Consider the following 12,602-nt stretch of genomic DNA (forward strand, 5'->3'; position numbering starts at 1 on the left):
TGGGTGGAATCGGCGGGAAATCATTCGGGGTCATCCCGTGATGCGCAGCGTGAAAGCAATCGCCCCGGCGCACAATTCCGATTTGCCGAAGGCTGGACAAGGCGCCAGAAAAGTCGCGGGATAACCCTGAGCCGGGCTGGCGCCACGTCCCTATGCCGGCACGAAAGCCGCGCTTCGGCAAAAGCGAATGTTGCTGCCGCGGCGGCTCGGGAATAATGGCCTCACCCCGACATTCATGGACATTGCCATGCCCGCAGCACAGGACCAAGACCAGATTTACCCGGAAATCCGCGAGGCCGTACGCGACCTCTGCCAGCAATTCGATTCGGCCTATTGGCAACGCATCGAGGAACAAAACGCCTTTCCGGAGCAGTTTGTGCAGGCGCTGACCCAGGCCGGCTGGCTCTCCGCGCTGATCCCGGAGTCCTACGGCGGCTCCGGCCTGCCGCTGACCGCCGCGTCGGTGATCATGGAAACCATCAACCACAGCGGCGGCAACTCCGGCGCATGCCATGGCCAGATGTACGTGATGGGCTGCCTGCTGCGCCACGGCTCCGACGCGCAGAAAGAGCGCTGGCTGCCGGGCATCGCCTCGGGAGAACTGCGCATGCAGTCGATGGCGGTGACCGAGCCCACCACGGGCACCGACACCACCAAGCTCAAGACCACGGCCGTGCGCAAAGGCGACAAGTACATCATCAACGGGCAGAAGGTGTGGATCTCGCGCGTGCAGCATTCCGACCTGATGCTGCTGCTGGCGCGCACCACACCGCTGGATCAGGTGAAAAGAAAGTCCGAAGGCTTGTCGGTCTTCGTGGTCGATCTGCGCCAGGCCATCGGCAACGGCCTGACCGTGCAGCCGATCCGCAACATGGTCAATCACGAGACCAACGAGCTGTTCTTCGACAACCTGGAAATTTCCGCGGAAAACCTGATCGGCGAGGAAGGCAAAGGGCTCAAGTACATTCTCGACGGGCTCAACGCCGAGCGCATCCTGATCGCCGCCGAGTGCATCGGCGACGGCTACTGGTTTGTCGACCGCGCCAGCAGCTATGCGCGCGAGCGCATCGTATTCGACCGGCCGATCGGCCAGAACCAGGGCGTGCAATTCCCGATCGCGCGCTCGTTCGTCAACGTGGAAGCGGCCAGCCTGATGCGCTACAAGGCCGCGCAATTGTTCGATGCGGGCAAGCCGTGCGGCAAGGAAGCCAACATGGCCAAGCTGCTGGCGGCCGATGCATCGTGGGAAGCAGCCAACGTGTGCCTGCAGACGCATGGCGGCTTCGGCTTCGCCGCCGAATACGACATCGAACGCAAGTTCCGCGAAACGCGCCTCTATCAAGTCGCGCCGATTTCCACCAACCTGATTCTGTCCTACGTGGCCGAGCACGTGCTGGAACTGCCGCGCTCGTTCTGATACGCCCGACATCCCCATGCCCAACGATACCTACCCGACCCGGCAGCTCTGCGACTTCATCGCGCAACTGAAGCTGGACGATGTGCCCGCGCCCGTCATCGAGCGCACCAAGGACCTGTTCCTGGACTGGATCGCCTCGGCCATCGCCGGCAAGGACGCCCCGGCCGTGCGCCGCATCCAGGAGTTTGCCGCCGCGATGGGCCCGAACGGCGGCGATGCGGAAGTGCTGGTGGACCGCCGCCGCACCTCGCCCTACTTTGCTGCGCTGATCAATGGCGCGTCGTCGCACGTGGTGGAACAGGACGACGTGCATAACGGTTCGGTGCTGCATCCGGCCGCGGTGGTATTCCCGGCCGTGATGGCCGCCGCGCAGGCCGAAGGAAAATCCGGCGCCGATGTGCTGCTGGCCTCGATCGCCGGCTACGAAGCAGGCATCCGGATCGGCGAATTCATGGGCCGTTCGCACTATCGCGTGTTCCACACCACGGGCACGGTCGGCACGCTGGCCGCCGCCGCGGCCGTGGCCAAGCTGTTCGGCCTCGATGCGCAAGGCATCAACCAGGCGCTCGGTTCCGCCGGCACCCAAGCGGCCGGCTTGTGGGAATTCCTGCGCGATGCCGCCGATTCCAAACAGCTGCACACGGCGAAGGCCGCGGCCGACGGCCTGCAGTCGGCATGGCTCGCGCGCGCCGGCTTCACCGGTGCGAAACAGATTCTCGAAGGCAAGCAGGGCATGGCCGCCGGGATGTCCAGCGACGCAAACCCGGCCGCGCTGACCGATCGTCTTGGCACGCGCTGGGCCACTGCCGAAACGTCGTTCAAGTTCTTTGCCTCGTGCCGCCACACGCATCCGGCGGCCGATGCACTGAAGGCGCTGATGCAGCGCGAATCGCTGCATGCAGACCAGATCGCTGCGGTGACGGCCCACGTGCACCAGGGCGCCATCGACGTGCTGGGCCCGGTAGTCAATCCCGTCACGATCCATCAGGCCAAGTTTTCGATGGGCACGGTGCTGGGGCTGGTGGCCGTGCACGCCCATGCCGGGCTGGCAGAGTTCGAGCAGCACGCCTTGCAGGACACCCGCATCGCCGCGTTCTGCAATAAGGTCACGATGGTGCTGGACGAGGAAATCAACAACGCATATCCGCGTCAGTGGATTGGCCGCGTGACCGTGCAGACCACCGACGGCCGCACGCTCGAAGCCCGCGTCGACGTGCCGAAGGGCGACCCGGACAACACACTGTCGCGCCCCGAACTGGAAGCCAAGGCGATCCAGCTGGGTGCATTCCGGCACGGCGCCAGCGAAGCGGAGATGCGCGCCATCATCGCCCGCGTATGGCGGCTGGAGCAGGAACGCGACGTCACCAACTGGCTGCCCGCGGGCCGCTGAACGATCCATGGAATCACGATGAGCACACCCACTCTGGAACAACTGCGCGAATGGATCGGCCGTTCGGAAACGCGCACCGAGACGCTGGCCCCCGAGCCCGTGCACGCGCTGGCCGCCACCTTCGATCTGGACGGCAACGCCATCGCCGCGCAGCCGCTGCCGCCGCTGTGGCACTGGCTGTATTTTCTGCCGCGCGCGCCGCAGCACACACTGGGTCAGGACGGCCATCCGGCGCTGGGCGGATTCCTGCCGCCGGTGCCGCTGCCGCGCCGCATGTGGGCCGGCGGCGAGTTGAGCTTCCAGCGCGGCCTGCGCGTCGGTGAAACCGTGACCAAGACGTCAACCATCACCGATGTACAGCACAAGAGCGGCCGCACCGGCGAGTTGTGGTTCGTGACGGTCACGCACGACTACAGCGTGCAGGGCGAGACGCGCCTCAGCGAGCGGCACGACATCGTCTACCGCGCGATGCCCGAGAAAGGCCAGCCGCAACCGCCGCGCCCGCGTCTGGAACACACCGCGCAGTTCGGCCGAGCACTGCAGGCCGATCCGGTGCTGTTGTTCCGCTTTTCCGCGCTGACGTTCAACGGCCACCGCATCCACTATGACCTCGATTACGTGCGCGATGTGGAGGGCTATCCAGGACTGATCGTGCATGGCCCGTTGCAGGCCATGCTGACGCTCGAATTACTGCGGCAGGAACGGCCCGACGTGCGCGTCAAGCGCTTTGGCTTCCGCGGTCTGGCGCCGCTGTTCCACCAGGACACGGTCACCGTCGGCGGCAGGGACGATCCCGACAACGCTGCGCGCGTGATGCTCTGGACCGGCGACGACGCGGGCGGTCAGGCCATGACCGCCTGGGCCGAAATCGAACGCTAAGCGGTGCAGCGCGCGGGCCGGGGGCGCTCGGCATACCCTCTTCCGACGCGCGACATGCACGCGCCGGAAGAGGCACCGCGCCTCAGATCACCAGTTCGATCAGGAACGGGCCCTTGCGCTGGTTGGCGCTACGGAACAGGTCGTTGAACGCTTCCATGTTGTCGGCGCGCGCGGCTTCCACGCCCATGCCGTTGGCCAGCTTGACCCAATCCAGATCGGGATTGCCGAGGTCGAGCATGTCGAGCGCGGTCTTGCCCGGATTGGCGCCCACGCCGGCCAGTTCGCCCAGCAGGATCGCGTACTTGCGGTTGGCCAGCAGCACGATGGTGACGTCGAGACGTTCCCGCGCCATGGTCCACAGCGATTGCAGTGTGTACATACCGGACCCGTCGGCCTGCAGCGCCACCACGCGACGATCGGGCGCGGCGATAGCCGCGCCGGTTGCCAGCGGCAAGCCGGCACCGATCGCGCCGCCAGTCAGCTGCAGCCAGTCGTGCGGCGCGGCATGCACGGTGCCGGGATAGAACGCCCGGCCGAAGCTCACACTCTCTTCCACCACCACGGCATGCTCGGGCAGCAACGCGGTCAGCGATTGCGCCACGGCTTCGGACGTCACCGCACCGCGCGCGGTCTCGGCCGGGGCAGATGTCGAACCGGAAGCCGGCAGCGCGGCATTGCGTGCGCCAAGTTCATCGGCCAGGCGCGCCAGCGCTTCGCCCAGATCTTCTTCGGCGCGCGCCAGCACGTGGATCGCCGCATCCTCGGGATACGGCCGCGGCGACTTGCCCGGATAGGCAAAGAACGTGACCGGGGCGGGCGCACCCACCAGGATGACGTTACGAATGCCGGCGAGCTTCTGGCGCGCAGCGTCGCCCGAATACGGAATGCGGTCGACGGCCAGGCGTCCGCGCCCGCGCGACACGCGCGAGTTCGACATCGGCGTAATAAGGCGCGCATCGGTCGCCGCGGCAATGCGATGCGCGTCGGCCAACGCGGCTTCGCGCAGCGCACTGCCGGCCAGCACGATCAGCGTCGGCTGCCCGCTGCGCAGGATGCGCGCGGCGTTCTGCACCGCGTCGGGCGACACCTTCGGCACGGGCAGGTCTGGCAGACGCGCCGCAACCTTGCCACCGGCATCCCAGCACACGTCGGACGGCAGGATCAGGCTGGCCACGCCGCCCGGTGCCGAACGCGCAGCCTGCACGGCCACCGCGGCATCCGCGCCGACGGAGGCGGCATGCGTCGCGGTGCGCGTCCACACCGAAACCGGCCGCGCCCAGCCTTCGGTGTCGGCGGTCAGCGGCGCATCGAGCGGCCGGTGGTAGGTCGCCTGGTCGCCGATGATATTGACCACCGGCGTCTGCGCACGGCGCGCGTTGTGCAGATTGGCCAGGCCGTTGGCCAGGCCCGGGCCGCAATGCAGCAACGTGGCGGCGGGCTTGTCGGCCATGCGCGCGTAGCCGTCGGCCGCGCCGGTCACCACACCCTCGAACAAACCCAGCACGCAGCGCATGCCGGGAATGCGATCGAGCGCGGCGACAAAGTGCATTTCGCTGGTGCCGGGATTGGCAAAGCAGGTGTCCACGCCGCAGGCAAGCAGTGTCTTGACCAGGCTCTCCGCACCGTTCATCGATTCTTGTGTCTCCATCTTGGGGTTCCGTGTGGTTGGCGGTTGTCAGGAAAGTGGGGCTAGCAGATCGAAATCCAGGCACACGTACTCGGTCGGAAATTCGATCCGCGCGTAATAAACGATCACGTTGTCGACGCAGGCGAAGCGGCGCAGCTCCGCGACGGGCGCGCCCACGGCAAGCTCCAGCGCGCCGGCCGATTGCGCGCCCGCGGCGACGATCGACAGGCGCTGGCGCGCAGCGTTGACCTTGAGGCCCGGAAAGCGATCCAGCACCGGCACCGATGCGCCCTGCCGGAACGCCTCGGGCTCGCGTGCAAAGACGTCGGCGGCGATATAGACCTCGCCGACCGCGAATGGGCGTCCCGCCGAGCGATGCGCGCGCCGCAGAAAGTGATAGGCGGGGGCTGGTTGGCCTTCGCACGGCATGCCCAGATCCTGCGGCAGTGCCACGTCCGCGGTGGATTCCACCATTGCTTCGGTGGAAAGCTGGTCGCCGACGGCGACGGCCTGATCCCAACTGACCGGCAGCGACAGTTGCCGCCGTTCGCGCCCGGCGGCCTTGACGAACGTGCCGCGCCCGCGCGAACGCGCCACGAGCCCTTCGGCATCTAGCTGGGATATCGCGTGATGCATGGTCATGCGCGCCACGCCGTACTGGCGGCATAGCACATCGAGCGACGGAATCCGCTCGCCCAGGCGCCATGCGCCGCTCTCGATCTGGCGGCGAAATATCGTGGCGAGTTGCAGGTAAACCGGCTCGCGGCTGCGGGAAAGTAATGCGGTGGCGTCCAGCATGCACAGGCGCGCTCATGCCGGGGCATGAGCGCGATCTAGGTCGATACCGGACTCTAGTGAAAGTCTAGGTGGCTAGACTACTAGGGTTTACCGCCGCATCGTTCTGTCGTGCAGACAGCACATGGCGTGTATGACGTCTCTCATGGCTGCGCGCGCGTGGTGCGCGACCCTTCACGCCGCCGCGTAGACCATCGGTGGCGATGCCGCGTCGTTGCGCGCCGGCTCGCTGTCGGCTTGCAGGGCGTGACGCACGGTCGCCTGGATCGATTCGGCCATGGCCTGCTTGCGCCGCCATGCCGAACGCTTCTTCGACGCGATCTCGGCGATGTCGCGCTGCGGCTGATGCACGGGCACATCGACATTGCCGTCGGGCCGCACCGTACCGTGGTATTCCTGCCAGAAGCCTTCGTAGTCCGCGTGGATCTCGCGCGGCGTACGCCGCTGGCGGCCAACATGATTGGCGCGCGACACCGCGACAATGCGCCGCGCACCGATCTGCCCGGCCAGCGCAAGCAACGCTTCCATCGCCGCATCCTTGGGACGAAGACCGTCGCAGGCCTTGGTGGCCGCGCGAATCCACTCGCGGCTGTCTTCGTTCATCGGTCCCTGCAGGCCGCCGATGAAGATCTCCGGGCCCTCGCCGCCACGACGCAGATAGAAGCTCAGTTGCGTCAGGCTCGCGCCCGTTTCCGTGTCGATCCAATAGAACGCCAGTTCGCCTTCCTTCGGATTGGGGCCGGAATCTGCCAGGCGCAGCGCGTAGCGCCCATCGGCGAACGCCCAGTCGATACCGCCGGATAGATAGATGCGGTCACACACGCAAATCGGCAGCGCGGCGTGCATGGTCGCGTAGTGCTCCATCACCAGCCGCGCGCGCTCGGCAAAGCCCATGCCCAGCGCGCCAAGCGGCCGGAATGGCTTTTCCAGCACCAAGGGGCGCGCGGTCACGACGCGCTGCAGCAGCGCACATGATGCCGCGGCCCGCAGCCATGGCTGCGCGGCGTCGGCTTGCAGCGCCGATAGTGCAACCAGCTTCGCGCGGCGCGGCAACCACTTGCGGCTGCCCGCCGGGTAACAGAACGTGGAAACCGACGCGACCGTCGCCAGATAGCGCACGTAATGCGACGGAAAAAAATCGAAAAGCCCCCCTGCGCGGGCGTGAAGAAGCGCTTGCAGACAAGCGATCGGTCCTGGCACGACTTGATGCTCCCCTGGATGGCGCGCCTGTTCTCTCGTGGAACATGGTCGCGCAGATAACCCTTTTCCGGCATTCGCGCCCGCGGCGCGCCGGCTGGCCTGCCCGTCTTGTCATGTGCGTGGGGATGCGGGCGAGGCTCGTAATATTCCGTAACGCTTTGAAATAATACTGGTTGACACCGGTTGGCAATATGCACGGAATCCCGGATTTCCCGGGCGTTTCCCAGACATTTTTTTTAGATTGTCACGCGGTTTTGTAACAGGGAACGGATATGCCAGTACGTCTGCGGCCGCAACGCCTACATGAGGGGTTGACAATGGGGAAACGACCCAGGACGCAGGAGGATCCCGTCATATCGGCCACAGCACAAACAAAAAACGGCGGAGCCGAAGCTCCGCCGCCGTCCGTCACGCGTGTCCGCGCATGACGCGTGTGTGGACCCGATCGCCGGCGTGACGCCGGCTTGCCGATCGGGCCCGATACGCCGGGTTACCAGCGCGTATCGCGCTCCCAGGCCTTCATTTCTTCCTCAGCCCGTTCCTTGGTATAGCCATAGCGTTCCTGAATCCGGCCCGCCAGTTGGTCGCGCTTGCCGTTGATGACAGTGATGTCGTCGTCGGTCAGCTTGCCCCATTTTTCCTTGATCTTGCCCTTCGCCTGATCCCACTTGCCTTCGATCTGATCCCAGTTCATATGTGGCTCCTGATTTCGGGTGAGTGCTGGTCCACGCGGTGCGCAGACCAGCCGGTGCATTACCTATATCGAGATCGTGCTGCGCACGGATCCCATTACTTGGCGTACTTGGCCTTTACGTTGGCCTGGCACTTGTCCTTGGCATCGCCGGACATTGCGTCGCACTTTTCCTTGTCGGCCTTGTAGGCGGCGTCGACCGTGTCCTTGCGCGCATCGGCGCGGGCTTCGGCCACATCGGTGCTGGTGCCGGTGGCGGCAGCCTTTTCGACCTTGGCGGAGCCCAGAGCGCGTTCATGCGAAGCCTTGGCTTCCTTCACGCACACGTCCTTGTCGTTGCCCTTCTTGTCATCGCACATTTCCTTGGCCACGTCATAGTCGCGATCGGCCTTGGTCTTCATGGCTTTGGCATGGGCCTTCTCGGTGCCGTCGCGCTTGGCTTCGGCGTTGGCCTTGGCCACGTCGCGGTCGCGCTTGGCTTCTGCCTTGCAAACGTCCTTGGCGTTACCGGACATGCCGTCGCACTTGGCGGCGGCCGTCTTGTAGTCGGCGTCGGCCTGCTTCACGGCAGCGTCGTAGTCGGCCTTGGAACCGGCCTGCGCGTAGGCGAAGCCCGCCGGCGCTGCTACCATCATCGAACACACTGCGGCGGTCAGCCATTTCTTTGCGATCATGTCGTGCTCCTTCTCTTGAAGTGGATTTTGGTCAGGCCCGCGACTGCCGGCTTGCCCTTCACATGCCGGTTTGCGTTGTGGCCTTGCTGTAGTTGAAGGTTACGTTTTTGCCCCTGACCCGAGCAGAAGACCCCTGCTGAAACATTCGTAAGACAATTCCCACAACGTCACTTTTTGTCCCGGCAGGTGCGTCGAACTGTGCGCCCCAATGAAAAAGGGCCGGCAATCACGCCGGCCCCGGGCAGGACCCCACAGCGAAAAATCGCACGGTCGATAACAGCCGCCGCTACTGCGGGCGCACGCCACCGCACGATGGCCGCACCGTAACGCGCAATCAGTTCGATACGGAATCGAGTCCCGTGTCGCGCACCACTGGCTGTGCCGCCGGCGACGCCAGATAGTCGAGCAGCGCCTTGGCCTGCGCTGGATGTGCGGCATGGATCGGCACACCGCCCGCAAAGCGCGTGACCGATTGCACTTCTTCGGGAATACGCCCAACAAACGTCACGCCCTTCACGGGCAACAGTTCCGCCACCTGCTGAAAGCCGATTTCGTACTGGCCATCGGCCACCACCGATGCCACGGGAATTTTCTGGATCTTGCGCGCCTTGGCAGCGAGCGCATCGGGCTCGCCCAGCTTCTTGAACAGTTCGCGCTCCACATAGACGCCGCTGGCGCTATCTGAATAGGCGATCGATTTCGCCTGCGTCAGCGTGCGGCGCAGCGCGTCGACGGTGCGAATGTCTGGCACGGTCGCCCCCGCGCGCACCACCATGCCGATCCGCGAATCGGCCAGCTCAACCCGCGATCTGGCATCGACCACGCCCTTGCGGATCAGATCGTCCAGCGCATAGCCGACCATGATGACCACATCGGCCGGCTCGCCGCGCGCCAGGCGATTGGGGATGGCCTCGGGCGACTGCCCCATCGACGGCCCATGCTCCGTGGCGAGCTTGTTGCCGGTCTCATCGGCGAAGCGCGGCGCCAACGTCTGATACGCCGCGGTAAAACCGCCTGAAATCATGACGTGGACAGCATCGTCCTGCGCGAACGCCGTCGACGCCAGCAAGGATGCCGCGACGGCCCCCGCCGCCACCCAGTTTTTTGTCATCGTTTGGATCTCCCGTGTCCCGCCGGAGCGACGCCCGGCCCCGCACGACTATAGATAGCATCACGCGGTGCAGCCAAGTCATATTGAGTGAATGCGCCTTCACTGACCGTGAAGTGAAAGCCGCGCGCCGTGTGATGGCGTAGAGCTGGCCGTGGCGTTCGCAGCCGATTTCGTCGTGCGGCAGCGCTGAGCCAGGCCGCGCCCGCCGGCTCACGCACCGTCAGTAAATTTGCGCAGCAAGCGCACGAAATCGGCGAATTCTTCCGCGCTGAAATGGCGCAGGCGATGGTTGAGCACATCGGGCGCGATCTGCGGCAACTGCATGGCGATGTCCCGCCCCTTGTCGGTCAGCACCAGATGCACGACGCGCCGGTCCTCGGCGCTGCGCTGGCGCTGCAGCAAGTCCTTTCTTTCCAGCTTGTCGAGCATGCGGGTCATCAGCCCGGTGTCGATGCCCAGCAGCTTGCTGATCTCCAGCGGCGTGCTTGCCGCGCCGCGCGCCAGCGACAGCAGGACGCCCATCTGCTGCGCGGTGATATCGAGATGACGCAACGCCGCATCCATCTCCATCAGCAGGCCGCTGCGCGCACGGTTCAGATGGAAACCGACACTTTGCGTGAGCTCGAAGTTTTCGCGTGTGTAGTGTTTCACGGCATCTCTGGCAGATCGTGACATCGCAATGTATCGGATGCATCCGGAAATGAAAAGCGGGTGATCTGCCGCACGCCGTGGCGCGTGCAAGAATCCGGTTGGCCGCCAAGCACCGGCGGCCCTACACTGGCGTCCATGAATTCCCGCACCGATCCCGATTCCGCACGCGACGCCCTGACCTCGTATTTCTGGAGCACGCTGGCCGATGACACGCTGCGCAGCCGAAGCGTCAGCGATATCGTGCTGAGCGGCACGCTCGACATCCCCGCCGCAAGCGCGCGGCTAAACGCCGACTGGGCGCGCGAGATCGCCACCCATCTTGCGCTGGGCCCCGGCGACGTCGAGCAAATGCCGCTGGCGCGCGCGCGTGCGCGCTGGCCCGAATATTCGCGCTGCGTGAAAGCTGCGTCCGATTGGGCAGCCGCGCGTGGGCTGCCCAATCTGCTGGCTGGCAGCGACGTTGCGTTGATGGCGTGTCGCGGCGCGCGGTATCACCACGACGGCGAACAGTACGGCGAATCGGCGTTCTGCAATCTCTTCGTCAGCGAAGACAAAGGGCAAGTGGTGCATTTTCCGGCCCTGGATCTGCGCATTCCGCTGACGCGCGGCACGGTACTGATTTTCGACACCTGCCAGCCGCACGCGGTGATTCCGCGCGACGGCACGGGTTTCCATGCCGGCGACTTTCCGGTCGATCGGGATGGCACGCAGCTATTTCTGACGTGGGAGCTTCCCGTCGAAGACCCGCGCGTCGCGCAGGCGTTGCGGATCGCATTCGACGTCGAACCGCCCGCGCATGACGACGCCGGCCTGCTGCGCGGCGGCGCGCCGGCCAGCGTGGACCCGGAATCCGGTTGCTGGCGCGACGCGGCGCGCGAAGGCCCATGAAGCATGCATACCGCCAGAAATGGGACCTGCCACGCACCGGCGTGTCGACCGGCACGTGACCTGCGGCCCGGCTGATTTCGGCGGCTGATTTCGACGACTTACCGCGCAGGCGGCAGCATCGACACCGACGCAGCGGGCGTGGTGGCCGGCCCGGCCGCGGGAGCGGCGGGTGCGGGCGTAGCGGCGGGTGCACCCGATGCGCCGCTGTCCTTGCCGTCGCCCCCGTCCTTGCCTGCCGCGCGCTGGGCGTTGCCCTCAGGCACCTCGAACTTCGCCACGTTCGGATCCTGCTCCGTGGCATCGGAGATGGCGACGATCTTGCGGTCGAAGATGTTGACACCCGTGAACACGACCACATCGCCAAGACGCGGCGTGAAGGCGATGTATTCGCCTTCGTCGAGCACGAGGTTGCCTTTGACCTTCAACGGCTGCTTGACGAAGGCGTACTGGCCGCCCACGTACATCCACTTGGCGGGATCGCGCAAGGTCTTGCCAGCCACGTCGCGCAACATCACGTCGACGCTGCGCCTGAGCGACTGCTCCAGGGCCTGCTTCAGCGGCTGGCCTGAATCGCTGAGCCAGCCGTTGTCGCCGGCGAATGGCCGCGCCTGCGCGCTGGCCGAGATATAGCGGCTGCTCCAGACTTGCGCACCGGTCGCGTCCTTGAGCGTGGTCTTCACCACCACGTAGGGACGCACGTCGGTGTCGTTCACATAGCTGAGCACCACGAATGGCAGCAGCGTCAGTTGCGGCGTGCCCGCGATACCCGGGCCAAACTTCAGCTTGCTTTGCGCGTCCGCGGCGATACCGTCCTTCACGAGCTGCTCGGTGGCCGACACCAGATCGTGACTGCCCAGCGCTTTGTCGTCGCCCAGCATCGACTTGCCTCGCTCGGCATTGATCGCGCTACCCACCAGTACGCCCAGCGGCCCGAACAGCATCGACGCACCCTGCCCCGCCTGATGACCGCTCACCAGCATGCGCGTGTTGGGCACCACATGGACACCCATCGGCATTTCCGTCCATGTCGATGGCATTTCCTTGCTGACGTCCACCGTCATCTGCTTCGGCTCCTTGGGAAAGGGCTCGGCATTGTGGAACGTTGCACAACCGGCCAGCGTAGCCACGCACGCGAACACCGGGATATATCTGGACACTGCGACCCTGAGCATTTCTATGTCTTTTGAAAAGGATTTTTGAAATGCCACCATACGGCGGCGGGCTACCTTAGCATCGCGCCAACGTGTGGAGGGTCGTCCGGAAGTGGGGTATGTCGCCG

Annotated in this window: 12 protein-coding genes; 4 read left to right on the top strand and 8 right to left on the bottom strand. The window is 65.5% G+C overall.

What is annotated here, in order from left to right; genetic code table 11:
- The first annotated feature begins 247 nt into the window (after positions 1-247).
- From F7R19_RS15765 to F7R19_RS15775, 3 genes are read left to right on the top strand one after another with little or no spacing between them, the layout of a single operon-like run.
- Positions 248-1,417, top strand: a complete 1,170-nt coding sequence (locus F7R19_RS15765; protein ID WP_150981199.1) for an acyl-CoA dehydrogenase family protein — start codon at positions 248-250, stop codon at positions 1,415-1,417.
- Positions 1,418-1,433: 16 nt separating this feature from the next.
- A complete protein-coding gene (locus F7R19_RS15770) occupies positions 1,434-2,807 on the top strand; it encodes an MmgE/PrpD family protein (RefSeq protein ID WP_150981200.1) in 1,374 nt (457 codons plus the stop codon).
- Positions 2,808-2,825: 18 nt separating this feature from the next.
- Positions 2,826-3,686: an HTD2 family dehydratase gene (locus tag F7R19_RS15775; protein WP_150981201.1), complete on the top strand. Its 861-nt coding sequence runs from the start codon at positions 2,826-2,828 to the stop codon at positions 3,684-3,686.
- An 82-nt stretch (positions 3,687-3,768) separates the two neighbouring features.
- On the opposite strand, the gene F7R19_RS15780 is transcribed toward F7R19_RS15775, so the two are convergent.
- From F7R19_RS15780 to F7R19_RS15810, 7 genes are all read right to left on the bottom strand, one after another.
- Complete coding sequence (locus F7R19_RS15780; RefSeq protein ID WP_150981254.1) at positions 3,769-5,316, bottom strand: acetolactate synthase large subunit; 1,548 nt, start codon at positions 5,314-5,316, stop codon at positions 3,769-3,771.
- Positions 5,317-5,361: 45 nt separating this feature from the next.
- On the bottom strand, positions 5,362-6,111 hold the full coding sequence (locus F7R19_RS15785; protein WP_061956918.1) for a GntR family transcriptional regulator: 750 nt from the start codon (positions 6,109-6,111) through the stop codon (positions 5,362-5,364).
- 171 nt (positions 6,112-6,282) lie between these two features.
- Entirely contained in the window at positions 6,283-7,308 is a 1,026-nt protein-coding gene (locus tag F7R19_RS15790) for a VirK/YbjX family protein (protein ID WP_150981202.1), read from the bottom strand.
- A gap of 490 nt (positions 7,309-7,798) precedes the next feature.
- Positions 7,799-8,002, bottom strand: a complete 204-nt coding sequence (locus F7R19_RS15795) for a CsbD family protein (protein ID WP_061956917.1) — start codon at positions 8,000-8,002, stop codon at positions 7,799-7,801.
- Between the two features lie 95 nt (positions 8,003-8,097).
- Complete coding sequence (locus F7R19_RS15800) at positions 8,098-8,670, bottom strand: hypothetical protein (RefSeq protein ID WP_150981255.1); 573 nt, start codon at positions 8,668-8,670, stop codon at positions 8,098-8,100.
- Between the two features lie 337 nt (positions 8,671-9,007).
- Positions 9,008-9,784, bottom strand: a complete 777-nt coding sequence (locus F7R19_RS15805) for a substrate-binding domain-containing protein (RefSeq protein ID WP_150981203.1) — start codon at positions 9,782-9,784, stop codon at positions 9,008-9,010.
- A 210-nt stretch (positions 9,785-9,994) separates the two neighbouring features.
- Positions 9,995-10,435 carry a MarR family winged helix-turn-helix transcriptional regulator gene (locus F7R19_RS15810; protein ID WP_061956915.1) on the bottom strand — a complete coding sequence of 147 codons (441 nt, stop codon included), beginning with the start codon at positions 10,433-10,435 and terminating at the stop codon, positions 9,995-9,997.
- 135 nt (positions 10,436-10,570) lie between these two features.
- On the opposite strand from F7R19_RS15810, the gene F7R19_RS15815 reads away from it, so the two are divergent.
- On the top strand, positions 10,571-11,323 hold the full coding sequence (locus F7R19_RS15815) for a hypothetical protein (RefSeq protein WP_150981204.1): 753 nt from the start codon (positions 10,571-10,573) through the stop codon (positions 11,321-11,323).
- A gap of 98 nt (positions 11,324-11,421) precedes the next feature.
- Here F7R19_RS15815 and F7R19_RS15820 read toward each other — a convergent pair whose 3' ends face one another.
- Entirely contained in the window at positions 11,422-12,495 is a 1,074-nt protein-coding gene (locus F7R19_RS15820; protein WP_150981205.1) for a hypothetical protein, read from the bottom strand.
- Positions 12,496-12,602 lie beyond the last annotated feature (107 nt).

Source organism: Cupriavidus pauculus (assembly GCF_008801835.1).
GTDB classification, from domain to species: Bacteria; Pseudomonadota; Gammaproteobacteria; order Burkholderiales; family Burkholderiaceae; genus Cupriavidus; species Cupriavidus pauculus.

Coding starts and splice junctions, on each gene's coding strand:
- F7R19_RS15805 (WP_150981203.1), bottom strand. CDS start 9,784: ATGACAAAAAACTGGGTGGCGGCGGGGGCCGTCGCGGCATCCTTGCTG.
- F7R19_RS15820 (WP_150981205.1), bottom strand. CDS start 12,495: ATGCTCAGGGTCGCAGTGTCCAGATATATCCCGGTGTTCGCGTGCGTG.
- F7R19_RS15770 (WP_150981200.1), top strand. CDS start 1,434: ATGCCCAACGATACCTACCCGACCCGGCAGCTCTGCGACTTCATCGCG.
- F7R19_RS15785 (WP_061956918.1), bottom strand. CDS start 6,111: ATGCTGGACGCCACCGCATTACTTTCCCGCAGCCGCGAGCCGGTTTAC.
- F7R19_RS15815 (WP_150981204.1), top strand. CDS start 10,571: ATGAATTCCCGCACCGATCCCGATTCCGCACGCGACGCCCTGACCTCG.
- F7R19_RS15765 (WP_150981199.1), top strand. CDS start 248: ATGCCCGCAGCACAGGACCAAGACCAGATTTACCCGGAAATCCGCGAG.
- F7R19_RS15795 (WP_061956917.1), bottom strand. CDS start 8,002: ATGAACTGGGATCAGATCGAAGGCAAGTGGGATCAGGCGAAGGGCAAG.
- F7R19_RS15780 (WP_150981254.1), bottom strand. CDS start 5,316: ATGAACGGTGCGGAGAGCCTGGTCAAGACACTGCTTGCCTGCGGCGTG.
- F7R19_RS15775 (WP_150981201.1), top strand. CDS start 2,826: ATGAGCACACCCACTCTGGAACAACTGCGCGAATGGATCGGCCGTTCG.